The organism is Catenuloplanes japonicus (assembly GCF_000717135.1).
Classification (GTDB): domain Bacteria; phylum Actinomycetota; class Actinomycetes; order Mycobacteriales; family Micromonosporaceae; genus Catenuloplanes; species Catenuloplanes japonicus.
Genome location: NZ_JNXY01000008.1, coordinates 1 through 24,373 on the forward strand (window position 1 = coordinate 1; position 24,373 = coordinate 24,373).

Annotated in this window: 25 protein-coding genes; 19 read left to right on the forward strand and 6 right to left on the reverse strand. The window is 71.1% G+C overall.

Features of this window, described 5'->3' with window-relative positions; all coding sequences use genetic code 11:
- From OP04_RS55595 to OP04_RS14265, 3 genes are all read left to right on the forward strand, one after another.
- The coding region (locus tag OP04_RS55595) for a hypothetical protein (protein WP_232323591.1) at positions 1-214 on the forward strand (214 nt) is incomplete at its 5' end.
- Positions 215-271: 57 nt separating this feature from the next.
- Complete coding sequence (locus tag OP04_RS14260; protein WP_033340156.1) at positions 272-1,138, forward strand: SPFH domain-containing protein; 867 nt, start codon at positions 272-274, stop codon at positions 1,136-1,138.
- 13 nt (positions 1,139-1,151) lie between these two features.
- Positions 1,152-1,349: a hypothetical protein gene (locus tag OP04_RS14265; RefSeq protein WP_033340157.1), complete on the forward strand. Its 198-nt coding sequence runs from the start codon at positions 1,152-1,154 to the stop codon at positions 1,347-1,349.
- Here OP04_RS14265 and OP04_RS14270 read toward each other — a convergent pair.
- Complete coding sequence (locus tag OP04_RS14270; RefSeq protein WP_033340158.1) at positions 1,339-1,698, reverse strand: hypothetical protein; 360 nt, start codon at positions 1,696-1,698, stop codon at positions 1,339-1,341. The two genes, OP04_RS14265 and OP04_RS14270, sit on opposite strands and share 11 nt — an antisense overlap.
- 79 nt (positions 1,699-1,777) lie before the next feature.
- Here OP04_RS14270 and thrB point away from each other — a divergent pair, with 79 nt between their 5' ends.
- The 8 genes from thrB to OP04_RS14310 all read left to right on the forward strand — a co-directional run bounded on the left by thrB (position 1,778) and on the right by OP04_RS14310 (position 11,276).
- The gene (thrB, locus tag OP04_RS14275; protein ID WP_033340159.1) at positions 1,778-2,722 is read left to right on the forward strand and encodes a homoserine kinase; all 945 of its coding nucleotides are present in this window, start codon (positions 1,778-1,780) and stop codon (positions 2,720-2,722) included.
- Between the two features lie 308 nt (positions 2,723-3,030).
- Entirely contained in the window at positions 3,031-5,100 is a 2,070-nt protein-coding gene (gene rho / locus OP04_RS14280; RefSeq protein ID WP_033340160.1) for a transcription termination factor Rho, read from the forward strand.
- Between the two features lie 144 nt (positions 5,101-5,244).
- Entirely contained in the window at positions 5,245-6,432 is a 1,188-nt protein-coding gene (locus OP04_RS14285) for a nitric oxide synthase oxygenase (RefSeq protein ID WP_033340161.1), read from the forward strand.
- Between the two features lie 42 nt (positions 6,433-6,474).
- Positions 6,475-8,520 (forward strand): methyl-accepting chemotaxis protein, encoded by a 2,046-nt coding sequence (locus OP04_RS51720; protein WP_157239820.1) that lies wholly within the window; start codon positions 6,475-6,477, stop codon positions 8,518-8,520.
- A 154-nt stretch (positions 8,521-8,674) separates the two neighbouring features.
- Positions 8,675-8,905: a 50S ribosomal protein L31 gene (gene rpmE, locus OP04_RS14295; protein ID WP_033340162.1), complete on the forward strand. Its 231-nt coding sequence runs from the start codon at positions 8,675-8,677 to the stop codon at positions 8,903-8,905.
- Positions 8,906-9,005: 100 nt separating this feature from the next.
- Positions 9,006-10,094 (forward strand): peptide chain release factor 1, encoded by a 1,089-nt coding sequence (gene prfA, locus OP04_RS14300; RefSeq protein ID WP_033340163.1) that lies wholly within the window; start codon positions 9,006-9,008, stop codon positions 10,092-10,094.
- 64 nt (positions 10,095-10,158) lie between these two features.
- Positions 10,159-10,755 (forward strand): permease-like cell division protein FtsX, encoded by a 597-nt coding sequence (locus OP04_RS49640; protein WP_157239823.1) that lies wholly within the window; start codon positions 10,159-10,161, stop codon positions 10,753-10,755.
- Entirely contained in the window at positions 10,752-11,276 is a 525-nt protein-coding gene (locus OP04_RS14310; protein WP_232323592.1) for a SigE family RNA polymerase sigma factor, read from the forward strand. Before OP04_RS49640 ends, OP04_RS14310 begins: the two co-directional genes overlap by 4 nt.
- Here OP04_RS14310 and prmC read toward each other — a convergent pair.
- Positions 11,273-12,106: a peptide chain release factor N(5)-glutamine methyltransferase gene (prmC, locus tag OP04_RS14315; RefSeq protein WP_033340164.1), complete on the reverse strand. Its 834-nt coding sequence runs from the start codon at positions 12,104-12,106 to the stop codon at positions 11,273-11,275. The two genes, OP04_RS14310 and prmC, sit on opposite strands and share 4 nt — an antisense overlap.
- 132 nt (positions 12,107-12,238) lie before the next feature.
- On the opposite strand from prmC, the gene OP04_RS14320 reads away from it, so the two are divergent.
- Complete coding sequence (locus OP04_RS14320) at positions 12,239-13,753, forward strand: GGDEF domain-containing protein (RefSeq protein ID WP_033340165.1); 1,515 nt, start codon at positions 12,239-12,241, stop codon at positions 13,751-13,753.
- On the opposite strand, the gene OP04_RS14325 is transcribed toward OP04_RS14320, so the two are convergent.
- Both OP04_RS14325 and OP04_RS14330 read right to left on the reverse strand, forming a co-directional pair.
- Positions 13,743-14,048: a hypothetical protein gene (locus OP04_RS14325; RefSeq protein WP_033340166.1), complete on the reverse strand. Its 306-nt coding sequence runs from the start codon at positions 14,046-14,048 to the stop codon at positions 13,743-13,745. The genes OP04_RS14320 and OP04_RS14325 overlap by 11 nt on opposite strands.
- A 10-nt stretch (positions 14,049-14,058) precedes the next feature.
- A complete protein-coding gene (locus tag OP04_RS14330) occupies positions 14,059-15,036 on the reverse strand; it encodes a glycoside hydrolase family protein (protein WP_033340167.1) in 978 nt (325 codons plus the stop codon).
- 296 nt (positions 15,037-15,332) lie between these two features.
- Between OP04_RS14330 and OP04_RS14335 the strand changes: the two genes are divergently transcribed.
- The 6 genes from OP04_RS14335 (at position 15,333) to OP04_RS14360 (ending at position 22,059) form a co-directional block, all read left to right on the forward strand.
- Complete coding sequence (locus tag OP04_RS14335; protein ID WP_033340168.1) at positions 15,333-16,418, forward strand: LacI family DNA-binding transcriptional regulator; 1,086 nt, start codon at positions 15,333-15,335, stop codon at positions 16,416-16,418.
- A gap of 8 nt (positions 16,419-16,426) precedes the next feature.
- On the forward strand, positions 16,427-18,016 hold the full coding sequence (locus tag OP04_RS14340) for an FAD-dependent oxidoreductase (RefSeq protein ID WP_033340276.1): 1,590 nt from the start codon (positions 16,427-16,429) through the stop codon (positions 18,014-18,016).
- A gap of 41 nt (positions 18,017-18,057) precedes the next feature.
- A complete protein-coding gene (locus tag OP04_RS14345; protein ID WP_198153827.1) occupies positions 18,058-19,275 on the forward strand; it encodes an ABC transporter substrate-binding protein in 1,218 nt (405 codons plus the stop codon).
- A complete protein-coding gene (locus tag OP04_RS14350; protein ID WP_033340170.1) occupies positions 19,272-20,162 on the forward strand; it encodes a carbohydrate ABC transporter permease in 891 nt (296 codons plus the stop codon). Before OP04_RS14345 ends, OP04_RS14350 begins: the two co-directional genes overlap by 4 nt.
- Positions 20,152-20,982: a carbohydrate ABC transporter permease gene (locus tag OP04_RS14355; protein ID WP_033340171.1), complete on the forward strand. Its 831-nt coding sequence runs from the start codon at positions 20,152-20,154 to the stop codon at positions 20,980-20,982. The genes OP04_RS14350 and OP04_RS14355 overlap by 11 nt, the downstream gene beginning before the upstream one ends.
- Positions 20,983-21,663: 681 nt before the next feature.
- A complete protein-coding gene (locus OP04_RS14360; RefSeq protein WP_033340172.1) occupies positions 21,664-22,059 on the forward strand; it encodes a type II toxin-antitoxin system VapC family toxin in 396 nt (131 codons plus the stop codon).
- Here OP04_RS14360 and OP04_RS14365 read toward each other — a convergent pair.
- Together OP04_RS14365 and OP04_RS14370 are read right to left on the reverse strand one after the other, a co-directional pair.
- The gene (locus tag OP04_RS14365) at positions 22,032-22,472 is read right to left on the reverse strand and encodes an ABA4-like family protein (protein WP_033340173.1); all 441 of its coding nucleotides are present in this window, start codon (positions 22,470-22,472) and stop codon (positions 22,032-22,034) included. The two genes, OP04_RS14360 and OP04_RS14365, sit on opposite strands and share 28 nt — an antisense overlap.
- Positions 22,473-22,536: 64 nt before the next feature.
- Complete coding sequence (locus OP04_RS14370) at positions 22,537-23,481, reverse strand: hypothetical protein (protein WP_033340174.1); 945 nt, start codon at positions 23,479-23,481, stop codon at positions 22,537-22,539.
- A gap of 93 nt (positions 23,482-23,574) precedes the next feature.
- On the opposite strand from OP04_RS14370, the gene OP04_RS14375 reads away from it, so the two are divergent.
- Positions 23,575-24,219, forward strand: coding sequence for a MerR family transcriptional regulator (locus OP04_RS14375; RefSeq protein ID WP_033340175.1), 645 nt, complete (start codon positions 23,575-23,577; stop codon positions 24,217-24,219).
- Positions 24,220-24,373 lie beyond the last annotated feature (154 nt).

The following is a 24,373-nucleotide window of genomic DNA, read 5'->3' on the forward strand; positions in this document are numbered from 1 at the left end:
GAACGGCCACACCCGCAATTTTCCCGCACACGCGGCGCTCGGAAAAGCCCACAAACTGGCAGGGAGGAGCGCCAGCGACGACCGGTGCCCGCGGGAGCATGCGGACCGCAACCACGCTGGAAGCGGGAAGATGCCTTGGAATTTGATCTTGCCTTGGCGTCCGTGCACCGTCGCGACGGTGACCAGTGGTGATCTCGGCATTGTCCAGGGGTGACCAGACTGGACAGCGAGTGTTAGCATCGTGATATCACTTAGATATTGGGGAGATGTCATGGAGCGACAGGTCTTCCGGCTGAACGGGTTCCTGGTTCTCGGCGTGCTGGTCGTGCTGAGCGCGATCGCCGCCGCGGTGGTCCTCCGATCGGCGGACGCGGACGGCGGTGAGGTGATCATCGGGATCACCGCGATCGTGCTCGGCGTGGTGCTGACGATCGCGGCGACCGGCTTCGTGGTGGTGAATCCGAACGAGGCGCAGGTGGTGCAGTTCTTCGGGCGGTATCTCGGCGTGATCCGGACCGAGGGTCTGCAGTGGACGTGGCCGTTCACGGCGCGTCGCAAGGTCACGATGCGGGTGCGCAACTTCGAGACCGACCGGCTGAAGGTGTCGGATGCGGACGGCAACCCGGTGGAGATCGCGGCCGTGGTGGTGTGGCGCGTGGTGGACCCGGCCTCCGCCGTGTTCGCCGTCGACGACCACGTGCAGTACGTGGCGGTGCAGGCCGAGACGGCCGTGCGGCACCTGGCCACCAGCTACCCGTACGAGGCGCACGACAGCGGCCGCTCCAGCCTGCGCGACAGCGCGGTGGTGAGCGAGGAGCTGACCGCGGAGCTGCGCGAGCGCTTCGAGCGGGCCGGCGTGGAGGTGCTCGAATCGCGGACCACGCACCTGGCCTACGCTCCGGAGATCGCGCAGGCGATGCTGGCACGGCAGCAGGCGAGCGCGATCGTGGGCGCCCGCTTCCAGATCGTGGAGGGCGCGGTCGGCATGGTGTCGAACGCGCTGGAGCGGCTGCGCGCCGAGCACGTCGTCGAGCTGGACGAGGAGCGGAAGGCCCAGATGGTGGCGAACCTGCTGGTGGTCCTGTGCGGTGACCGGGCCGCGCAGCCGGTGGTGAACGCAGGGTCGCTGTACTCCTGAAAGGGACCGGTCGATGCCGGAACGCAAGAAGCTGTTGTTGCGCCTGGATCCGCAGGTCTACGACGCGATCGCCAAGTGGGCGGCCGACGACCTGCGCAGCGTGAACGCGCAGATCGAGTTCGCGCTGCGCCAGGCGCTCCGTGCCGCGGGACGCCGGCCCACAGCCGGCCGGCCGGAGCCTGAGCCGGAGGCGGACGAGACTACTGAATGAACGGCGGCTGCGGGGCCGGGTACGGATAGGGCCCCGCGGCCGGTGGTGCGGACCGGGCCAGCACGGCCGCGATCAGCAGGCCGAGCCCGGCGACCGAGAACGCGGCCGAGACCAGCCACTCCACGCCCGCCACCGTCGTGTAGAGCGACATGTCGCTCCGGACCAGGAACGGCAGCGAGACCTGCCAGGCCATCGACACGGCGGTGGACGCCAGCAGCGCGGACAGACCCAGCGTGGCGAGGCGGGCGGACCGCGGCGGCAGTGCTCGGGCCCGCGTGCGGACCAGGACCAGCCCGACCACACAGGCGATGAGCATCGGCAGCGAGTAGACGGCCGTGAAGAAGTACATGATCCGCAGGCTAACCGCAGGTCGCAACCGGTACGCCACCCGCGCGGAGGGGCATGGGCCGACCTCCTAGGCTGGTCGGGTGGCTCTCTCCTTTGTCAGCGGCCCGGTGACGGTGCGCGTGCCCGCCACCAGCGCCAACCTCGGTCCCGGCTTCGACGCGCTGGGTCTCGCGCTCGGCCTTCACGATCACGTCACCGGCCGGGTCACGGAGGACGGCTGCACGGTCGCGGTGTCCGGTCAGGGCGCGGGTGAGCTCCCGTCCGGTGCGGATCACCTGGTGGCCCGTGCGGCGTATGCGGCGTTCGACGTGCTCGGCGCCCGCCCGCCCGGCCTCGCGCTCGAGTGTGACAACCGGATTCCGCAGGCCAGGGGCCTTGGCTCCTCGTCGGCCGCGATCGTGGCCGGCATCGAGGTGGCCCGCGCGCTGGTGGAGAACGGCCGCGCGCTGATGGACGACGCGGCCGCGCTGCGGCTGGCGAACGAGATCGAGGGCCACCCGGACAACGTGGCGCCCTGCCTGCTCGGTGGCTTCACGATCGCCTGGACCGAGGCCGACGGCGCGCACGCGGTGCGGCTGGCCCCGGCCGCGGACGTGAGCGCGACCGTCTTCGTCCCGGAGTTGCGCGGCCTGACCGCGCACGCGCGCGCCGCGCTGCCGGCCGAGGTGCCGCACGCGGACGCCGCACGCAACGCGGGCCGCGCGGCGCTGCTGGTGCACGCGCTGACCGCCGCGCCCGAGCTGCTGCTTCCCGCCACCGAGGACCGCCTTCACCAGGACTATCGCGCGTCCGGCATGCCGGAGAGCGCGGCGCTGGTGGCTCGTCTGCGGGCCGCCGGAGTGGCGGCCGTGATCAGCGGCGCCGGGCCCACCGTGCTCGCATTGACGCAGGTCCCCGACGGTTTCGAGGCGGGCGAGGGCTGGTCCGCCGCGCCGATTGCGGTGGACTCGGATGGTGCTGGACTGTCCGGTAGTACACTGGGACTCGCTGAGCGGTACACTATTGCCGCAGGTCGCAAGAGTTGATTACGCTCTAGACCTAGTAAGAGGCAAGACCGCGAAGCAAGCGATGATCTCCTGCGGGTCGGTGCGCCCCCGAAGCTTTCGGCGGTCAGCCCGTCTCACCTCCTGCCTAGGCATGACGCCGTTCCGCAGATGTCACGGCCGCTGTCGGCGGCGATCCCGATCTGTCGAAATCGACCGGTTGGAAACCGCCCTCCGGCTGTCGTGCACACAAAACTCCCGTGACGCGATATGCGAGGCGGGAAACGAGGCCGCCCGGCCACCACTGACGAAACACCCGGGCAGCCCGGCCTTACGAGGGAAGGAATCCATTGAGCGACACCACCGACGTCACGTCGGATGCTTCCAAGGTCGCTGACGACGCTGCGGCCGGCACCACCCGCCGCCGGCGTTCCGGGACCGGCCTTTCGGCGATGCTCCTGCCCGAGCTGCAGAGTCTCGCCGCGTCGCTCGGCATTTCCGGCACCGCCCGGATGCGCAAGGGTGAGCTGGCCGCCGCCATCTCCGAGCGTCAGAGCGGCGGTGCGGGCGGTGGCGCCCCCCGTCAGCGGGCGGAGGTCGCCGCGGCGGCCGCGCCGGTGCGCGAGGAGGTGCGGGCCGAGGTCCGCGAGACCCCCGCCGCCGCCGAGGCCCCGGTGGCCGAGGCCCCGGCGGAAACGCGTGCGCCGCGCCGGTCCTCCCGTGCGGCCGGTTCTGCGGAGCCTCGCACCGAGACCACCGAGGAGCAGCCGGAACCGCAGCGTGAGGGCCGCAGCCGCCGCGAGCGCAGCGATCGTTCCGACCGGGCCGAGCGTGCTGACCGGCCCGAGCGTGGCGAGCGGGCGGAGCGCAGCGAGCGTTCCGAGCGCACTGAGCGTTCCGAGCGCAACGATCGTGGTGACCGCGCCGAGCGCGGCGAGCGTAACGACCGTGGTGACCGGGCCGAGCGTGGCGAGCGCAACGAGCGCCCGGAGCGCAACGACCGGTCCGAGCGGGGCGAGCGTCCCGAGCGGGGCGAGCGTCCCGACCGTGGCGACCGTCCCGAGCGGGGCGAGCGCACCGACCGCGACCGCAACGACCGTGCCGAGCGCGCGCCGCGTGGCGCGGAGCGGGACCGGGACAACGGCGCCAACGACGAGGACGACGAGGACGGCAGCGGCCGGCGCGGCCGGCGCAGCCGTTTCCGGGACCGTCGCCGTGGCCGTAACGACCGTGGCGAGGCCGGCGACCGTCCGGAGCGCGGCGGCAACGAGCCGGCTATCTCCGAGGACGACGTGCTCGTCCCGGTCGCGGGCATCATCGACGTGCTGGACAACTACGCGTTCGTCCGCACCACCGGTTACCTCTCCGGGCCGAATGACGTCTACGTCTCGATGTCGCAGGTCAAGAAGTACAGCCTGCGCCGCGGTGACGCGATCACCGGCGCCGTCCGGGCCAACCGCGAGGGCGAGCAGCGGCGGGACAAGTACAACCCGCTGGTCCGGCTCGACACGATCAACGGCATGGACCCGGAGGAGGCGAAGCGCCGCCCCGAGTTCTACAAGCTCACGCCGCTCTACCCGCAGGAGCGCCTGCGGCTGGAGACCGAGCCGCACATCCTGACCACGCGCGTCATCGACCTGGTGATGCCGATCGGCAAGGGCCAGCGCGCCCTGATCGTCTCGCCGCCGAAGGCCGGTAAGACGATGGTGCTCCAGGCGATCGCGAACGCGATCACCCACAACAACCCGGAGTGCCACCTGATGGTGGTCCTGGTGGACGAGCGCCCCGAAGAGGTCACCGACATGCAGCGCTCGGTGAAGGGCGAGGTCATCGCGGCCACGTTCGACCGGCCGCCGCAGGACCACACCACGGTCGCGGAGCTGGCGATCGAGCGGGCCAAGCGCCTGGTCGAGCTCGGCCACGACGTGGTCGTGCTGCTGGACTCCGTGACGCGTCTGGGTCGTTCCTACAACCTGGCCGCGCCGGCCTCCGGCCGCATCATGTCCGGTGGTATCGACTCGACCGCGCTGTACCCGCCGAAGCGCTTCCTCGGCGCCGCGCGCAACATCGAGAACGGTGGCTCGCTCACCATTCTCGCGACCGCGCTGGTGGAGACCGGGTCCATGATGGACACGGTCATCTTCGAGGAGTTCAAGGGCACCGGTAACGCGGAGCTGAAGCTGGACCGGAAGATCGCCGACAAGCGGACCTTCCCGGCCATCGACATCCACCCGTCCGGCACGCGTAAGGAAGAGATTCTGCTCGCGCCGGAGGAGCTCGCCATCACGCACAAGCTGCGCAAGGTGCTCCACTCGCTGGAGTCGCAGGCCGCGCTGGACCTGCTGCTCGGCCGCCTGAAGGAGTCGCGGACGAACATCGAGTTCCTGATGCAGATCGCGAAGTCGACGCCGGGCGAGTAACAAGCTCAAAAAAAAGAAGCCTCAGGGGGTACGCGTCAGGCGTACCCCCTGAGGCTTTTTCGGGTTTAGGCCCGTGGGGTGGCTTTGTGGTTGAACATGGGGGTGTGTCGCGCTTGTTCGACGTCGACGCTGACGGGAGGCGACATGTCCGTACCCGGATACCGGGACAACCCCGCCGAGCAGTGGGATCCGGACGCACCGGTGGACGCGATCGAGGCGGAGGAGTTCCTGCGCCTCTGTTACGGCGAGGAGAAACGCCTCGGCCCGGTCGAGCCCCGGCTGGCCGTGGTGCGCGCGCAGATCGCCGCGACCGGCACCTACACGCAGACGCACGACGAGGTCGCCTACGGCGCGAAAGTGGCCTGGCGCAACGCCTCCAAGTGCATCGGCCGGCTCTACTGGCGCAGCCTGGTGGTGCTGGACCGGCGGTGCGCGAGCTCGTCCGAGCACATCTTCGCGCTGCTGCTGCGGCACCTGCGCCAGGCCACCGGCGCCGCCAACCCCGGTCAGCTGCGCCCGGTCATCTCGATCTTCCCGCCGGTGACGCCGGGGCGGCCGTACCCCCGGATCTGGAACGAGCAGTTGATCCGGTACGCCGGCTACCGGCGCGCGGACGGGAGCGTGGTCGGCGACCCGCGGACCGTCGAGTTCACCGAGGCGATGACCGCGCTCGGCTGGACCGGCCGCGGCACGGACCACGACGTGCTGCCGGTGGCGATCGAGACGCCGGAGGAGGGCGTGCGGCTGTTCGAGCTGTCCGACGGCAACGTGCTGGAGGTGCCGATCACGCACCCGGACCTGCCCTGGTTCGGTGAACTGGGCCTGCGCTGGTACGCGGTCCCGGCCATCGCGAACATGCGGCTGACCATCGGCGGCCTGCACTATCCGCTCGCACCGTTCAACGGCTGGTACATGGGGACCGAGATCGGCGCGCGCAGCTTCGGCGACCCGGACCGGTTCGACATGCTGCCCGAGGTGGCGAAACGGATGGGCCTGGACACGTCGTCCGAGGCCACGCTGTGGCGCGACCGCGCGCTGATCGAGCTGAACCGCGCGGTGCTGCACTCGTACGACCTGGCCGGCGTGAAGATCTCCGACCACCACACCGAGTCGGAGCGGTTCCTCACCCACATCCGCAACGAGGAGCGCGCCGGACGGACCGTGCCCGCGGACTGGAGCTGGATCGTGCCGCCGATCTCCGGCTCCGCCACCCGGGTCTTCCACCGGTACTACGACGAGGCCGACCAGCGCCCCGCGTTCTACCTGGACGAGGACGCGCACGAACGCGCGGTCTGCCCGATGCGGCGGAAAACCTCAGCTTCTGGTCAGTAGCGCCGATCGTGGGCGTGGAACGTCGGCGAGGGGATGTACCGGATGTACCCACGGCTGCTGTTGCCGGTGCTGGCCGTCTGGGACCGCACCCGCATGACGGTCCGGCTGTCGATCATCATGGTGGTGCTGCTGGTGCCGTGCATGAGCGCGGTCTACGGCTTCGTCCACTTCTCGCACGGCCAGATCTCGTTCTCCGAGCGCGAGGGCGAGGGCGCGGAGGTGCTGCTGCCCGCGCTCGCGGAGTTCGGTGCGGCGCTGGCCGGTGACCGGCCGGACCTGACCGCACTGACCGCGGCGATGGACGCGAACGCCGGGCTCTTCGAGGACGGCACGCTGGACGACGCGCGCGACGCGCTCACGGCCGCGGCCGGCGCGGACGCGACCACCGGCGCCGGACGGATCGCGTTCGGCGAGGCGATGGCCGCGTTCATCACCGGCGTCGCGAACGAGTCGAACCTGATCCTCGACCCGGACCTCGACTCGTTCTACGTGATGGACATGGAGGTCGTGCAGCTGCCGCGCGTGCTGCTGGCCGCGGCCCGCGCCGCCGCGCCGACCGAGGCGTCCGGCACCGCGTTCGTGGCGGAACAGGCGGTCTACGCCAGCGAGCTGACCACGGTCGCGGGCAACCTGCGCGCCGGCACGGAGACCTCGCTCGCGAACACCGCGGACGCCGCGCTCGCCGGGCGGCTGGCCCGGGTGGAGAGCGTCGCGGCCGCGGCCGAGCAGGTCGCCGCCGCGATCACGGCCGGGCTGGGCGCCCCGGTCGCGCTGGACCCGGCGCCGCTCGGCGCGGCCGTCCGCGCGGTCATGCCGGACCTGCACGCGGCGCTGGACGGCCTGATCGAGACGCGGGTCGGCGGCTTCCAGCGCGAGCAGGACACCATCCTGGCGATCACCGTGATCGGCGTGCTGCTCGCGGTCTACGCCGGCGTCGGGCTCTGGTGGCACACCCGCTTCCACGTGCGGCACATGGTCGACGGCGTGCGCGCGATCGCGGCCGGGGACCTCGCGCCGCGCCCGCTGCCGACCGGCCGGGACGAGTTCGGCGACATCGGCCGCGCGCTCGGCACCGCGCGCGAGAAGATCGCGGCACAGGAGGCGGACCTGCGCGCCGGCCAGGCCGCACGCGAGCAGCAGATGCAGGCGAGCATGGCGCAGCAGCAGCGGTCCGAGGCGCTGCTGCGGGACCGGGCGAAGGAGGCGATCGCGGACACCGCGGCGACCATCGCCATGGAGCTGGCCGAGGTGGTCGACCAGGTCGAGCGCGTGCGCAGCGCCACCAGCCGGATCGACGGGCAGATGGCCTCCGCCGAGCACGTCACCCAGTCCGTGGTCACCAAGGCGGCGGAGGCGGACCGGGTCACCGGCGCGCTCACGGCCAGTCTGCGCCGCGTCGCCGAGATGGCCCAGGTGATCGCCGGGGTGGCCGACCAGACGCGCATGCTGGCGCTGAACGCGACCATCGAGGCGGCCCGCGCCGGCGAGATGGGCAAAGGCTTCGCGGTCGTCGCCGGCGAGGTGAAGGATCTGGCCACCGCGTCCGCACGGTCCACCGAGCAGATCTCCAGCACCATCTCGTCGCTGGAGGCGGACGTGGCGGAGATGTTCGCCGCGATCGGCGGCGTCACCGAGGGCATCGGCAGCGTGAACACGGCCACGATCGAGCTGCGCCAGATCGCGGCCGAGCAGCACGACCTGGTGCAGGGCCTGGACCGGGGCGTGGCCGAGACGCTGGACCGGATCAACAACATGGTCGACCTGACGGACAAGCTGGAGCGGCGGGAATTCCCCCGGTACGCGGACAGCGGCGCGGTCACGCTGCTGGCCGACGGCGAGCGGCACACCGGCCGGCTGCTCGACCTGAGCCTCGGCGGCCTGCACTGCACCGCGCCCGGCATCGACACGCTGGGCCTGGGCGCGAACGTGACCGCGGAGTTCCGGGTGGCCGGGATCACGATCTCGCTCGATGCGAACGTGGCCCAGCGTACCGGCGATGACCTGCGGCTACGCTTCCTCGACGTGTCGCCGGACGTGCGCCGGACGCTGAGCCGGCACCTCGCCACGCTCGGGAATGCGCTGCCCTGAGACGTGGTTACACCACCCGGAACGGTCACCGTCTCCCGGTGCGCGACCCGCGCCGCGGACATGGCAGACTGGACCATCGGCCAGCGGTTCCGGTTCCCGCCTCGACGAGCCCGTCGAGACGACCCGGCGACCACCCACGAGAGGACCGAGGCACATGAAGAAGGACATCCACCCGCAGTACGCCGTCACCGAGGTGTCGTGCTCCTGCGGCAGCACGTTCACCACGCGGAGCACCGCGAAGGACGGCAAGATCAGCGTCGAGACCTGCAGCGCCTGCCACCCGTTCTACACCGGCAAGCAGCGCGTGCTCGACACCGCGGGCCGCGTGGCGAAGTTCCAGCAGAAGTACGCCAAGGTCCAGAAGACCGCCGCGAAGTCCAAGTAGCTTTCCGTCCGGCGCTCGTCCCCGTCATCATGACGGGGACGAGCGCCGTTCGCTTTTCCCTGGCTACCACCCTGCACGCTGGTTCTTTGGAGATCTTGAGATGAGCAACGAACGGCTGAAGTCGCTCCTGGCGGAGTACGACGACCTGGAGAAGCGGCTCGCCGACCCGGCCATCCACGCGGACCAGAACACGGCCCGCCGGGTCGGCCGCCGGTTCGCGGAGCTCTCCCCGATCCACAAGGCCAGCGGCGAGCTGGAGCAGGCGCGCGAGGACCTGGAGGCGGCCCGCGAGCTGGCCGCGGAGGACGCCACGTTCGCGGCCGAGGCGGAGGAGCTGTCCACCCGCCTGCCCGAGCTGGAGGAGCGGCTCGCCGAGCTGCTCATCCCGCGGGACCCCAACGACGCCAAGGACGTGATCCTGGAGATCAAGGCGGGCGAGGGCGGCGAGGAGTCCGCGCTGTTCGCCGGTGACCTGCTGCGGATGTACCAGCGGTACGCGGAGCGGCACGGCTGGATCACCGAGGTCATCGAGGCGCAGGGCTCGGACATGGGTGGCGTCAAGGACGTCTCCGTGGCGATCAAGACCAAGGGCGTGCCCGAGGGCGGCAACGGCGTCTGGTCCCGGCTCAAGTGGGAGGGCGGCGTGCACCGGGTGCAGCGCGTGCCGGTCACCGAGTCGCAGGGCCGCATCCACACCAGCGCCGCCGGCGTGCTCGTGCTGCCCGAGGCCGAGGAGGTCGACGTGCAGATCGACCCGAACGACCTGCGCATCGACGTGTTCCGCTCGTCCGGGCCGGGCGGCCAGTCCGTCAACACCACCGACTCCGCGGTCCGGATCACCCACCTGCCGACCGGCGTGGTCGTCTCCTGCCAGAACGAGAAGTCGCAGCTGCAGAACCGGGAGCAGGCCATGCGCATCCTCCGCGCCCGGCTGCTCGCGGTCGCCCAGGAGGCGGCGAACGCGGAGGCGTCGGACGCGCGCAAGTCCCAGGTGCGCACGGTCGACCGGTCGGAGCGGATCCGGACGTACAACTTCCCGCAGAACCGGATCACCGACCACCGGATCGGGTACACGGCGTACAACCTGGACCTGGTGCTGGCCGGCGACGCGGACGGCGTGCTGGACGCGCTGACCGAGGCCGACCGGGCCGCCCGGCTCGCCGGTGACACGGAGCTTTCCCGGAAGTAGTGACGTGACCGGGGCTCCACCCAGTCCCTCTCCATGACGGTTAATCGGCCGACGGGAGCAGATGGTGGATCAGGAACTCCGGGACCTCTTCGGGAAGGCGGTCGCGGACGAGCCCGTGCCGCTGGGTGACATCACCCTCGGCGCGATCGCGGACGGCACACGGATCCGCCGGCGGCGCAGGCTGCTGGCCGGTGGATCCGCGCTCGCGGTCGCGCTGGCGGTCGCGCTCGGCGCGGTGAACGTGCTGCCCCGCACGTGGGAGCAGGAGACCGCGCCGGTCGCGGTGGTGGTGCCGCTGGCCATGCTCGGCGGCGGCGAGCCCTGCCACGTCGGCGCCGGCGAGGAGGCGGCCGAGGTGGCGATGTTCCTGCGCGCCGACATCACGGACGCGCAGCGGGCGGAGCTGGACCGCCGGCTCGCCGCGGAGGAGATCGTGCGGGACTTCGCGTACGAGGACCGGGAGAAGGCGCTCGAGAAGTTCGAGAAGCTCTGGCGGGACAGCCCGGACGTGGTCGGCAGCGTCACGGCGGACCAGCTGCCCGAGTCGTTCCGGATCCACCTGACCGACGACCGGCTCTGGGCCGGCCTCGCGCAACGGTACGAGCAGTCGCCCGGCGTCGATCAGATCCTGGGCACGGTCTGCATGCGGACGCCGCGGTGAAGGCGATCGTGCTGGAGACCGGCGCGCTGACCGCGGAACGGACCGACGTCGACTTCACCGACTTCGCGTCCGCGTCCGCGCCCCGGCTGCGGCGCACCGCCTACCTGATGACGCGGGACTGGCACCTGGCGCAGGATCTCACCCAGACCGCGCTGGCCAAGATGTTCGCGTCCTGGTCGCGCGTGCGCCGGGCGTCGAACCTGGAGGCGTACAGCCGCCGGGTCCTGATGAACGTGATCTTCGACCACCGCAAACGGCGCAGCGACCTGATCGTCGCGGAGCTGCCCGACCGCGGCACCGGCAACGACGGCACGCCGGAGCTGCACGTCGCACTGCTGCACGCGCTGGCGACGCTGCCGGTCCGCGATCAGGCCATCGTGGTGCTCCGGCACTGGGAGGACCGCAGCGTCGAGCAGGTGGCGGAGATCCTCGGTGTCTCCGCCTCCGTCGTGAAGATGCAGAACATGCGCGCGCTGGCCCGGCTGCGGGCGCTGCTGGGTGAGGAGTTCCCCCTCAGCTAGCCCTTGTGGGCGGTGGTGTAGCGGGCGCGCTGCGCGAGGTCGTACCGGAGGCGGATCACCGCGAACCGGGTGTCCTCGCGCAGCAGCGCCGGCACCTCCGCACCGTGCGTCTCGTCGTGCTCCACCGCGAACGAGCCGCCGCCGGCCAGCAGCCGCCCGGCCGTCGCGATCACGGCCGGGATCAGGTCCAGGCCCTCCTCGCCGGCGAACACGGCCTGCGGCGGGTCGTGGTCGACCTCGACCGCCACCTTCGTCCCGGACGGCACGTAGGGCGGGTTGCAGAGCACCAGGTCCACGGCGCCGTCCAGCTCGGCCAGCACGGACGGGTCGGTGATGTCGCCCTCGACCACGGTGATGTGCGGGTCGCCCGCGTCCGCCCGCGCGGCCGCGTTGCGCCGCAGCCAGGTCAGCGCCTCGGGCGAGCGCTCCACCGCGTACACCTTCGCGTCCGGCCGCTCGTTCGCCACCGCCAGCGCGATCGCGCCGGAGCCGCTGCACAGGTCCACCACCACCGGACGGGAGTGACCGGCCAGCGCGGCCAGGCCCCAGTCCGTCATCAGCTCCGTCTCCGGCCGCGGCACGAACACGCCCGGACCGACGGCCAGCTCGATGTGCCGGAACGGCGCGGTCCCGGTGATGTGCTGCACCGGCACGCCGGTCGCCCGTTTCTCGATCGCCTGGACGAACGGCAGCAGCGTCTCGTCCGTGAAACCGTCCGAGAGCAGCAGCTGGCTGCGCGGCACGCCGAGCACGTGTGCCGCCAGAATCTCCGCGTCGACGCGCGGTGTCGAGACACCCGCCTCTTCCAGGCGAGACGTCCCCCTGGCCACGGCCGCAGAGGCTCGTGTCCGTTCCGTGCCCGCTAGGGGCTTTTCATGAGCGTGGGTCACGCCATAATCATTACGGTACGCACATCGTGGCGGGCCGGAAGGCGCGCCAACCAACATCGCGGGAGGCGTCGAGTGGGTTGGCTCGACCAGGTCACGGACCAGGCCGACCGCCTGCGTGAGGCGCGACGGTTGCAGCAGGCCGACCGCTCCGCGGAGGCGTCACGGCTGCTCGAACGGGTCGCGGAGAGCACCGGTGACCCCTATGCGCGCACGGACGCGCTGGTCCAGCGGCTCGGCACGCTGATCAACCTGGGGCGCACCGCGGAGTACGGGCCGGCCATGGACCGCGCGTTCGAGGCCGTCGCCGAGCTCCCGGAGCCGTACGTGCGCGGACAGCTCCACGCGTTCGCCGCGCTCGCCGCCCACCACCAGGGCGCGCTCGACCGCTGCGTCATGCACCTGGTGCAGAGCTCCCGCGCGCTCTCCGCCGTCTCCGACCCGGACTCGGACACCGCCTGGGGCTGGCACGACCTCGCCATGGCGTACTCGTACCTGGCGTTCCACGGCTACGCGCTGGCCGCGATCGAGCGCGCCCGCCAGATCGCCACCACCGCGGGCCTGCCGGAGGAGGTGCTGGCCGCGCCCGGCATCCGGCTGCGCAACGCGATCGCGCTGGACCACGCCGGCGACACGGACGGCTGCCTGCGCGTGCTCCGCGACGTCAGCGACGACCTCACCCGCATCCACAGCGCCGGGCACCTGGACCGGATCAGGCCCAGCAGCCGCGCGGCGTACGGGTACACGGTCGCCCGCGCCGCCGCGCTCGGCGAACGGCCCGTGGCGGACGCGGGACAGCTCCTCGCCTACGGCGGCGACAGTGCCCGCGCCCGTGACCTGCGCAAACTCGGCGACGTCTGCCTGTGCATCGCGGACGGCCGGACCGCGGAGGCGCTCTCCCGGCTCAGCGCCGTCACGGTCGCGCCGGAGACGCTCGGCGCGGCGGAACCGGCCCGGCTGCGCAGCATCAGTTACGCGCGCGCCGGCGACCACGAGGCCGCCCACCGTGCTGACCGGCTCGCGTTCCGGCTGGCCGGCCAGCGCAGCGACCGGCTGCGCGAGGTGTACGTGGACGGCATCGCGGCCCGCCTGGACCAGGAGGAGATGCGCCGGGCGGCCGCGCAGTCCGGCGGCGAGGCGCTGACCGACCCGCTGACCGGCCTGCCGAACCGGCGGCGTCTGGAGCGGTACGTCTCCGGCCTGGCCGAGCACGGCGAGCGGGCCGCGCTCGGCGTGTGCGACCTGATGGGGTTCACCTCGGTCAACACGCTGCACGGGCATCACGCGGGGGACCTGGTGCTGCAACGGGTGGCCGGGGTGATAAACCGGGTGATGCGCCGGGGCGACTTCGTGGCCCGCTACGGCGGCGACGAGTTCGTGGTGGTGCTCCCGGGCGCGGACACGGCCCAGGCCGCCGAGGTCGGGCGGCGGATCTCGACCGCGCTGGCCGCGGAGGACTGGGAGTCGCTGGTGCCGGGCACGCCGATCTCGGCGCGGCTGGGCTGGGCGGAGATCAACGGGGCGGCGTCCGAGGGACGCGGCGGCCTGGCGGACGCGCTGGTGCGCGCGTTCCGCACGGTCACCGCGTGACCGTCTGCCCGGTGTCCGGCCCGTCGTAGATCTGCTGGGCCGTCGAGACCCGGAAGTAGAACGTGGCGGTCCGCCCCTCGACCGCGATGACGAACGAGCCCGGCACGGCCGTGCGGAGGATCTGGCGGCGGCGTGGTGACCAGGGATGCTCCGGCTGGTACTCGTGGGCGGTGCGCAGCGCGATCTCCTGCGCCTGCTCCTCGCTCTCACCGGCCGGGGACACACTGGTCACCCGCCACTGCCGTCCCTCGCCCGTGCCGCTCGTCTCCTCGACGATCACGAACCAATCGTTCATGAGGCCGAGCCTAGATCGCGCGGGCCACCGCGATCGTGGACGAGGAGCGCTGGCCGGCCTCGTAGAACATGTAGGACACGCCGCCGTCCGTGCCGAACGCCGGGGCGGCCGACCGGCGGTTGTCCGGGGCGCCGGTGAGCGGGGTGTGGAAGACGCCGAGGTGGACCTCGCGGTCGAAGTTCGGGCCGACCTCGGTGAGGTACATCTTGCCGGAGCCGCCGTGGTAGACGACGTAGGTCGTGCCGTTGCGGGTGAGCAGGTGCGGGCCGCTGAGGTCGGTCTCGCCGTCCGCGGCGGGGGAGACCAGCGGGATCGGGTCGTACTGCCAGGTGAGGCCGTCCGGGGACCAGCCCCAGAAGATCTTGCGGACGCCGGGCGTGACCGTGTGGTAGGCCATGAAGACCATGACGTAGCGGGCGCCGAGTGCGGCGATCGGGTGTTCGAAGACACGGGCGTACGACGTCTCCGTGGTGTTCGGGACCATGCCGGTGGTGAGCACGACGCCGTGGTACGTGTAGTCGATGCCGTTCGTGGACACCGCCAGCCGGGTCGTGGTGTTCTCGCCGTGGAAGTACAGGTAGAAGCGACGGCTCGGCGCGTGCCACAGCACGTGCGGGGAGGACACGTGGCTGACCGAGTAGTGCGGGGCCCAGCTGCGCGGGATGATCGGGTTCGCCGGGTGCTCGGTGAACTGGCCGGACAGTGAGTTGCCGTAGGCCAGGCAGATGCCGCCGGGCGCGTCGTGCGGCGCGTACCAGAGGTAGTAGCGGCCGCGCGGCGCGCTGAGCTTGTCGTAGACCCCGCGGACGCACGGGAAGATCAGCTCGCCGGTCGGGTTGTAGGCCAGCGCGGCCTTGGTGAACGGCGTGCCCAGGTAGCGGTAGGACGGGAAGCCGGCTGGCCCGGCGGCCTGCGCGGGGGACGCGGCGCCGAGCGCGCCGGCGGTGCCGAGCAGGGCCGCGCCCTGCAGGAGTGTGCGACGGTGCATGGTCTCGCCTCCGGTGTGAGCCTTTTTCGACGTGGTCCCAACTCGTGTGAGCCCTTCCCCTTGGACTCCTCCGTGGCATCGGCCCGCTCGCCAGGTTGAAAATTGCTCATCGAGAGCGGTCCGTGACCAGTTGACGTGGTCGATGAGTTTCGGCCCGCCGGAAGCCCGTCGTCAATAAGCTAATACGAATTATCAGCGGGAAAACTTCTCCGGCCGCGGGGGTTGACGCGCGGCCGGGGGAGGGCCGACGCTAGCGGCCTAATACGCATTAGCAGAGCGAAGGCGGGTTACCGACAGTGACGGCGGCACGAAAGCGGATCACGCAGCAGGACATCGCGCGGATGACCGGCGTGAGCCAGGCGACGGTCTCGCTGGTGCTCAACGGGCGCGGCGACGCGGACGTGCGGATCGCGCCGGAGACGCGCGAGCGGGTGCTGGCCGCGATCCGCAGCACCGGCTACGTGGCGGACCCGATCGCGCGCCGGCTCGCCGACCGGCACAACCGCATCCTGGGCGTCTTCACCTACGAGCCGGTCTTCCCGGCCGGCAGCGGCGACTTCTACCAGCCGTTCCTGCTCGGCATCGAGGAGAGCGCGGAGCAGCTGGGCTGCGACCTGCTGCTGCTCACCAGCGCGCCGGTCACGGACGGGCGCCGGCGGATCTTCCACGAGGACAACCGGTTGCGGCTGGCGGACGGCTGCATCCTGCTCGGCCGCTCGCTGGACCGGGACGAGCTGACCCGGCTGGTCGCGGAGGGGCAGGCGTTCGTGTCGGTCGGCCGCCGCGACGACGCGGGCGGGCCGGTGCCGCACGTGGGCGCGGACTACGTGACCGCGACGGCGGCCGTGGTGGCGCGCGCGGTGGCGGCGGGGCATCGCGAGCTGTGCTATCTCGGCGACGGCGGAGAAACATCACGATCTTCCGGGGGTACGGGTGGGAGCGTGCCGGAATCATTCGCTGACCGGTTCGCCGGTTACCGCGAGGCGGCCGCGCGACACGGCCTCGCACCGCGGTGGGAAAAAGCCTCCGGCCGTACCCCCGCTGAGGTCCTTGATGCTCTTGTCGCCGACGGCGTGACCGCGGTGCTGGTGGAGGAGTTCGCGGACGGCGTCGCGCTCGCGGCCGTGGCACGCGAGCGCGGCCTGGACCTCCCCGGCGACCTCTCCATGCTGGCGCTCGGCGACCCGACCCGCCCGGCCCCGACCGACATCGACTTCTCCGGCTACCGGATCCCGCGCCGCGAGATGGGCCGGCAGGCGACCGAGGTGCTGACCGCGCTGATCGCGGGCGAGGTGTCCCGATCGGACGCACGCCGCCTGCTCCCGTGCGAGCCGGTCGCGGGCGTGACCCTGACTGCCCCGAACACGAGGAGGAACGGCTAGTGGCCGACATGGAGTCCGAGGTGCTGGTCGTGGGCGGTGGCCTCGGTGGTGTGGCGGCCGCGCTGGGCGCGCTGCGGGCCGGGCGCTCGGTGATCCTGACCGAGGAGCACGCGTGGCTCGGCGGCCAGCTGACCAGCCAGGGCGTGCCGCCGGACGAGCACACCTGGGTGGAACAGTTCGGCGTGACCGCGAGCTACCGGGCGCTGCGCGACGGGATCCGCGACTACTACCGGCAGTTCTACCCGCTGACCGCGCGCTCGCGGGCCTGGCGGGAACTGAACCCGGGCGCGGGCTGGGTGAGCCCGCTCTGCCACGAGCCGCGGGTGGCGGTGGCGGTCATCGAGGCGATGCTGGCGCCGTACCGCGGTTCCGGGAAGCTGCGCGTGCTGCAGCCCTACCGGCCGGTCGGCGCCACGACCGACGGAGATCGGGTCACGTCGGTCACGGTCCTCAACGGCGAGCACGAGGTGACGCTGACCGCCCCCTACATCCTGGACGCCACCGAGACAGGCGAACTGCTGCCGCTGACCGGCACCGAGTACGTCACCGGCTTCGAGTCCTCCGCCGACACCGGCGAGCCGCACGCGCCCGACCTCGCGCAGCCGGCCAACATGCAGGCCGTCTCCGTCTGCTTCGCCGTCGACCACGTGGACGGCGACCACACCGTCGACAAACCGGCCGGGTACGACTTCTGGCGCGCCTACACCCCGGACTTCTGGGTCGGCCCGCTGCTGTCCTGGACCATGGTCAACCCGCGCACGCTGGAGCCGGCCGTGCGCGGCTTCACGCCGAACCCGGACGACGACCCGCTGGAGGTGCACGCGGACCAGCGGGCCAACCCGGGCGACGCGAACCTGTGGACGTTCCGGCGGATCGCGGCACGGCGGCACTTCACCGAGGGTTTCTACGCCAGCGACATCACGGTGGTGAACTGGCCGATCATCGACTACTTCGAGTCGCCGATCATCGACGTGCCGGATCCTGCGACCCACCTGGCCCGCGCGCGTGAGCTGTCGAAGTCGGTCTTCTACTGGCTGCAGACCGAGGCGCCGCGGCCGGACGGCGGCACCGGCTGGCGCGGGCTGCGGCTGCGCGGCGACGTCACCGGCGGCACGGACGGGCTGGCACAGGCGCCGTACATCCGGGAGTCGCGGCGGATCCTGGCCGAGTACACCGTGGTCGAGCAGGACCTGGCGCTCGCGGTGCGCGGGGACAAGGGCGCGGTGCGCTACCCGGACTCGGTCGGCATCGGCATGTACCGGATCGACCTGCACCCGTCGACCGGCGGGGACACCTACATCGACGTCGCGGCGTGCCCGTTCGAGATCCCGCTCGGCGCGCTGCTTCCCCGGCGGGTGGAGAACCTGCTGCCCGCCGGGAAGAACATCGGCACCACGCACATCACCAACGGTGCGTACCGCCTGCATCCGGTCGAGTGGAACGTCGGCGAGGTCGCCGGCGTGCTCGCCGACTTCTGCCTGGCCCGGGGCGTGGCACCCCGGGCCGTGCGGAACACCCCCGGCCTGCTGGCCGATTTCCAGGCCCGGCTCGTCGCGGACGGCGTGGAGTTGCGCTGGCCGGACATCGCCGGTTATTGATCTCTTCCTTGGGAAAGGGCACCCATATGAGATTGCGCGCGATGACCGCGGCGCTGCTGCTGCTCGGAGTCACCGCCTGTGGCGGCGGTGGCGCGAGCGACGGCCCGGCCGAGTTGCGGATGACGATCTGGTCCGCGAACGAGGCGCACGTCAAGCTGTTCGACGAGATCGCGGCCGCGTACGTGGCCGCGCACCCGGACAAGGTCTCGAAGGTGACGTTCGACCCGCTGCCGTTCGAGAACTACACCACCACGCTCACCACGCAGCTGGCCGGCGGCAAGGGGCCGGACCTGGCCTGGCTGCTGGAGAGCGCGGCGCTGGACTTCGTGGAGGCCGGCGCGCTGGTGCCGCTGGACGACACGCTGGAGGACCCGGCCGGGCTGAACCCGGCCGTGATGAAGCTGTGGCAGGCGGACGGGAAGACGCTGGCGTACCCCTTCTCGAACTCGCCCTTCGGGGTTTTCATCAACACGGACCTGTTGAAGCAGGCCGGGCAGGAACCGCCCGCAGCCGGCTGGACGTGGGAGCAGGCGATCGCGGCGGCCTCGGCCGTGCACGCGAAGACCGGCAAGGCGGGCCTGGTCGTGCGCGACTTCGACTACAAGGGCTGGGACAACCTGGCCACGGTCTGGACCGGCTGGGGCGCGAACGCGTGGAGCGAGGACGGCAAGACCTGCGGCTTCGACCAGCAGCCGATGGTCGACGCGATGACGTTCCTCCACAAGGCGATCTTCACGGACCAGGCGCTGCCCGGACCGGGCACGACCGCGGACTTCTTCGCGGGCGAGGCCGCCATGACGATCAGCCAGATCTCCCGCGCGTCCCTGCTGGAGGATAAATTCGCCTGGGACCTGGTGCCGCTGCCGGCCGGGCCGGCCGGAAAGTACTCCGTGATCGGCCAGGGCGGCGTCGGCGTGCTGAAGCAGAGCAAGAACGCGGCCGCGGCCGCGGACTTCCTCGCGTACTTCACGAACGCGGCCAACTCGGAGAAGCTCGCGCAGTTCTTCCCGCCGCCGCGGACCTCGCTGCTCACCGCGGACACGCTCGCCAAGGCGAACCCCAAGCTGAAGCCCGCGCAGCTGCAGACCGTGGTGGTGGACGGCATCGCAAACGGCAAGGTCAAGCCCAGCCACACCGGCAACGCGGAGCTGAGCCAGGCCGTGCGCGCCTCGCTCGACCCGCTGTGGCGGCCGGACGCGGACGTCCGCACGGTCCTGACCGGCGTCTGCACGGCCATCAACCCGCTGCTGAGCAAGTGAAGACCTTCTGGACGGCGCGGCGACGGGACACCCTCGCGGGCTATCTCTTCGTCGCGCCCCAGCTGGCCGGCAGCGCGCTCTTCGTCTTCGTACCGCTGGTGCTGGTCGTCTACTACAGCCTGCACGAGTGGAACGTGCTGGCGGGGACGTTCTCGTTCATCGGTTTCTCGAACTACTCCGCGCTGGCCGAGGATGCGAACCTGATGCCGGTACTGCGGGCCACCGCGCTCTTCTCCGTCGGCCTGGTGGCGATCAACCTGTCGCTGGCGCTGCTGCTGGCCGTGCTGCTCAACCAGCGGCTGCGCGGCACCGCGTTCTTCCGCACGGTCTTCTTCTCGCCGGTCGTGGTGTCGCTCGTCGCCTGGACGATCGTCTGGCAGTTCCTGCTCCAGGACAACGGCGGCATCAACGGCGCGCTCGACATGGCCGGCGTGGACGGGCCGAACTGGCTGCGCGGCGACACCACGGCGCTGATCTCGGTCATCGCGGTGCAGACCGTGAAGAACGTCGGCCTCAACATGGTGCTGTTCCTGGCCGCGTTGCAGGGCGTGCCCGCGGACCTCTACGAGGCCGCGCGGGTGGACGGCGCGTCCGCGTGGACCCGGTTCCGCCGGATCACCATGCCGATGATCAGCCCGACGATCCTGCTCACCTCGATCATCACGGTGGTCGGGTCGCTGCAGGTCTTCGCGCAGATCGCGGTGCTCACCCAGGGCGGGCCGGGCACGTCGACCACCGTGCTCGTCTACTACCTCTACCAGCAGGCGTTCCAGTTCCATCACTTCGGCTACGGGGCCACACTGTCCGTCCTGCTCTTCGGCATCGTGGCGGCGCTGACCGTGGTCCAGTGGCAGATGCGCAGGAGGTGGGTGTTCCATGAGCAGTAGGCTCCGCGTCGTCCTGTACGGCCTGCTCTGCGTGATGGCGGTGCCGTTCGTGTTCCCGACCTGGTGGATGATCACCTCGTCGATGAAGCCGGTCAGCGAGATCTTCGCCTGGCCGCCGGCGCTGTTCCCGGCCTCGCCGTCGCTCGACGCGTACCGCGACGTCTTCACGCTCCAGCCGTTCGCCCAGCAGTACCTCAACAGCGCCTACATCGCGATCGTGGTCACGATCGGCACGATGGCGGTCGCATCGCTGAGCGGCTATGCGTTCGCCCGGATCCGCTTCCCCGGCGCGAACGCGCTCTTCCTGGTCGTGCTGACCGGCCTGCTCATCCCGAGCGAGGTCACGATCGTCCCGCTGTTCCAGATGTTCAACGCGTGGGGCCTGATCGACACGCACTGGCCACTGATCGTGGTCCCGATCCTCGGCGCGCCGAGCGTGCTGGCCACGTTCATCATGCGCCAGTTCTTCCTCACGCTCCCCGTCGAACTGGAGGAGGCCGGCCGCCTCGACGGACTCGGCCGCTTCGCCATCTTCTGGCGGATCGCGCTCCCGCTGGCCCGTCCCGCGCTCGGCGCCGTCTCCATCTTCACGTTCCTGCACAGCTGGAACCTCTACCTGGAACCCATCGTCTTCCTCTCCACCCCGGAGAAGTTCACGCTGCCCCAGGCCCTGACCCAGTTCGTCGACGCCTACGGCGGCCCCATGTGGGACGTCCAGCTCTCCGCCGCCTCCCTGACCGCCATCCCCGTCCTCATCGTCTTCGTCATCGCCCAGCGCCAGTTCATCGAGGGCCTGGCCCACACCGGCCTGAAAGGCTGACCCCAGACCCAGTTCCTTTCCCGCTTCCGGCGTGGCTGCGGTTCGTCCGCTCCCGACTGTTGCCATTTGTGGTACGTGCCGGGCCTCCCTCGCGTGCTGCCGCCTCTCTCGGAGGTGGTGGCCGCCACGGCTCGGCGTACCCATGTCGTGATGGACCGCCTGTGGATCATTGAGGTCGGCGAAATGGCGGTCGAGGTCGCTCGCTGACAGCCATTTTGCCGACCTCAATGATCCACACACGCGTGAGGCGGCCCGCGCGGAGCGCTGGCGAACACCGACGGCTGCCTTATCATGATATTTCGGGCACAGAGTGCCCGGTCGATCGAGGTGCTTCAAGATCAAAAGCTGGAAGATCATTTTCCCGCTTCCGGCGTGGTCCGGCCCGCATGCTCCCGCGGGCAAACCTCGGGGCGGGCAAAGACTTCGCCGGCGCTCCGCTTTGCCCGGCCTGAACGTCACAACTCAGGAGCGGCGGTCGGGCGGGTTTTTCTGGCGCCGCGCGGAACTGGTGCCCGCGGGAGCGGCGCTGCTGGACCACGCTGGAAGTGGGAAGAGGGATTGGGTGGGTTTGATCTAGGGTTTTCCGAAGAGGCGGGCGGATGTGTGCTCGCCGGCGAAGAGGCCGAACGCACCCGACGCCGCCGACGTCATCCACAGCGAACGCCGGCATGACGACGAATCATGATCGTCGTGGATGCGTCGATCTTGACCAACCTCGTGGCCTACTCGGACGGCCGCGGCGGCAAGGCACGTGCGGCCCTGAGTCACGACGACACCTGGGTCGCGCCGGAACACCGGCGAGTGGAGATGATGTCCGCCGTCCGTGCCCTGGTCCTCCGCCATGTGATCTCCAGAGCCCAGGGTTTCGAGGCGGTCGCGCTGATCGGGAGAAAGTCGGTCGACACCGTGCCGATAACCCACCTGACAACACGTATGTGGGCCATGCGCCCGTATCTGAGTGCTCATCACGCCGCATATGTGGCGCTCGCGGAGCACCTCGAATCCGCGCTGGTCACCGCAGACTCTCACCTCGCGGCGGCAGCCGTCGCCTATTGCCGGGTGGAGTTGATCGTCTGAGGCGTGCGCACGGTGCGGAGGACGAGATAGAGGGAAAGGCCGATCGGCGACAGGAAGATGGTGAGGAACAGGATCGGGGACACCACCAGCACGTGGAGTCCCCGATCCTGAGCGTCGAGGTGGATCCAGCGGCCGATGAACAGGTCGAAGGCGATCAGATGAGCCCAGACCGCGACCACCACGGCCGGTTCGGCGAACAACGATGCGACGCCGGGCAGGTCGGGAGCGAGCATCTCGGCGGCGAAGGACGGGAAGTGCGGGGCGATCGCGAACGGCCAGATCGCGAGCGGGGCCAGCACGATCAGGGGAGAGGTCACGATCCGGCGGGTCCAGCGCCGGCGCGGTGCCAGGATCATCAGCGCCCAGAACGGCGCGGCCAGCAGGAACGCCAGCTGGAACAGCAGTGCGTTCATCGGGTGCCTCCACAGCCCTCGGAAACGGCAGCGCGGGACCGGGACGCCCCGGCCGGCAGCGCGCTCATCGGGCGAGCTCGAAACCGCCGGGAGCGGTAGTGCGGGCACGGGACGCCCACACCACGCCGGCCAGCAGCGTGACCGCCCCGGCGGCGGCGACCGCGAGCGTGAGACCGTCCGGGTGGATCAGGGACTGGCCGCGCAGCGCCTGCCAGGTCACCAACCCGGTCAGCCAGGCGTAGCCGAAAGCCGCGACCGCGACCAGCCGCATCCGGTGTGCCTCGTTCAGGAAACCCTGGCGGCGGGCCAGGAGCGACAGCCCCAGCGCCACCAGCGGCAGGGCCTGGAGCGCGTGCAGGCCCAGGAAGTGGCCCACCCGGAGGTCGCCACCGATCGTGCTCCAGCCGACGATCGGCAGGCCGGGGCCGCCGTCCTCGACGCCGACGCTGTGCGCGCCGATCAGCTCGGGTGCGCCGCCGGCCCGCATCCCGTCCAGCTGGGCGGGGGTGGGGCCGGTCATCAGGAAGCCGACGGCCATGCCGGCCACGGCGATCAGCAGGCCCAGCCGGACGGCGAGCGCGGCGGGCCGGTCCGGGATGCGTTGGCGGAGCAGGATGAGGCCGAGCCCGAGCGAGGCGACCCAGAGGATCATGATGCTGGCGGCCATCACGGACCAGACGGCCGTGTCGAACGCGGTCGCGACGTTGAAGTGGCTCGGGCGCCCGCGCAGAACCTGCCCCACGATGGCGATCAGCTCGACGGTCAGCGCGACCGTGATCACGTTGCCGAGCCGGCCGCCGATGCGGCGGCGACGGTCGTCGAGCAGCGAGATCATCCAGGCGAGCGTCATCGCGTAGATGACGGTCGAGACCGCGAACTTGAACGGCTTGAGCCAGATCGGCGCGCCGGTCAGCACCCGGTCGTCGAGCCACAGCCCGGCGACGCAGGCCAGCGCCAGCAGCGTCATCGCGGCCGAGACGACGACCAGCGGTCGATGGAGGCCCCGCATCACGAACTCCTTAAATGGATATCGGCACTCTCTACTATCGGTAGGTAGACTATCCGCCACGAGCGGGAAAGATCGCAAGGGGTTCGCAGGAATATGCGTGTCGCGGAGTTGAGCAGGCAGACCGGCGTGCCGGTGCCGACGATCAAGTACTACCTGCGGGAGGGTCTGCTGCCGTCCGGCGAGCTGACCAGCCCGAACCAGGCTGCCTACGACGACCGGCACGTCCGCCGGCTGCGCCTGGTGCGCGCGCTGCTGGAGGTCGGCCGACTGCCGATCGCCACGATCCGCGAGGTGCTGCGCGACATCGACGGCCACGAGGAGTGGGACATGCACTCGCGCCTAGGTCGCACGCTCTACCCGCTGACCGGCCCCCCGGAGGCACCACCCAGCCCCGAACTCGCGGCCGCGATGGCGGACACCGACACGCTCATCGCACGCTGGGGCTGGCAGATCGACCCGGACAGCCCCGGCCGGCGTCGCCTCGCCGAGGTGGCGCTGACCTTCCGCGAGCTCAACGTCGAGTACCTGATGGACGAGATCGACCGCTACGCCGAGGCCGCCGCCATGATCGCCGCCGCCGACCTGCGCGGCATCTCCACCCAGCGCGCCCCCGAGGACGTCGTCACCAGCGCCGTCATCGGCACCGTCCTGGGCGACGCGCTCCAGGCCGCCCTCCGCCGCCTCGCCCACGAGCACACGTCCGCCCGCCTCTTCGGAAACCCTGGATCAACCCCATGAAATCCTTTTCCCGCTTCCGGCGTGGTCCGGCAGCGTTGCTCCCGCGGGCACCGGTCGTCGCCGGCGCTCCTCCCTGCCGGTGCCGCCGTGGTCCGGAAAACCCGCCCGACCGCTGAATTCCGAAACGTCGGGTGCGACGCGCCCGGACGGTGCG

Excerpts from the sequence above, each read along its gene's own strand:
- OP04_RS14360 (WP_033340172.1), top strand. The coding sequence starts at position 21,664 with ATGATCGTCGTGGATGCGTCGATCTTGACCAACCTCGTGGCCTACTCG.
- OP04_RS14345 (WP_198153827.1), top strand. The coding sequence starts at position 18,058 with ATGACCGCGGCGCTGCTGCTGCTCGGAGTCACCGCCTGTGGCGGCGGT.
- rpmE (WP_033340162.1), top strand. The coding sequence starts at position 8,675 with ATGAAGAAGGACATCCACCCGCAGTACGCCGTCACCGAGGTGTCGTGC.
- OP04_RS14365 (WP_033340173.1), bottom strand. The coding sequence starts at position 22,472 with ATGAACGCACTGCTGTTCCAGCTGGCGTTCCTGCTGGCCGCGCCGTTC.
- OP04_RS14340 (WP_033340276.1), top strand. The coding sequence starts at position 16,427 with ATGGAGTCCGAGGTGCTGGTCGTGGGCGGTGGCCTCGGTGGTGTGGCG.
- OP04_RS14370 (WP_033340174.1), bottom strand. The coding sequence starts at position 23,481 with ATGCGGGGCCTCCATCGACCGCTGGTCGTCGTCTCGGCCGCGATGACG.
- OP04_RS14325 (WP_033340166.1), bottom strand. The coding sequence starts at position 14,048 with ATGAACGATTGGTTCGTGATCGTCGAGGAGACGAGCGGCACGGGCGAG.
- OP04_RS14265 (WP_033340157.1), top strand. The coding sequence starts at position 1,152 with ATGCCGGAACGCAAGAAGCTGTTGTTGCGCCTGGATCCGCAGGTCTAC.
- OP04_RS14285 (WP_033340161.1), top strand. The coding sequence starts at position 5,245 with ATGTCCGTACCCGGATACCGGGACAACCCCGCCGAGCAGTGGGATCCG.
- OP04_RS14375 (WP_033340175.1), top strand. The coding sequence starts at position 23,575 with ATGCGTGTCGCGGAGTTGAGCAGGCAGACCGGCGTGCCGGTGCCGACG.
- OP04_RS14260 (WP_033340156.1), top strand. The coding sequence starts at position 272 with ATGGAGCGACAGGTCTTCCGGCTGAACGGGTTCCTGGTTCTCGGCGTG.
- OP04_RS14270 (WP_033340158.1), bottom strand. The coding sequence starts at position 1,698 with ATGTACTTCTTCACGGCCGTCTACTCGCTGCCGATGCTCATCGCCTGT.
- prfA (WP_033340163.1), top strand. The coding sequence starts at position 9,006 with ATGAGCAACGAACGGCTGAAGTCGCTCCTGGCGGAGTACGACGACCTG.
- OP04_RS14355 (WP_033340171.1), top strand. The coding sequence starts at position 20,152 with ATGAGCAGTAGGCTCCGCGTCGTCCTGTACGGCCTGCTCTGCGTGATG.
- OP04_RS51720 (WP_157239820.1), top strand. The coding sequence starts at position 6,475 with ATGTACCCACGGCTGCTGTTGCCGGTGCTGGCCGTCTGGGACCGCACC.
- OP04_RS14330 (WP_033340167.1), bottom strand. The coding sequence starts at position 15,036 with ATGCACCGTCGCACACTCCTGCAGGGCGCGGCCCTGCTCGGCACCGCC.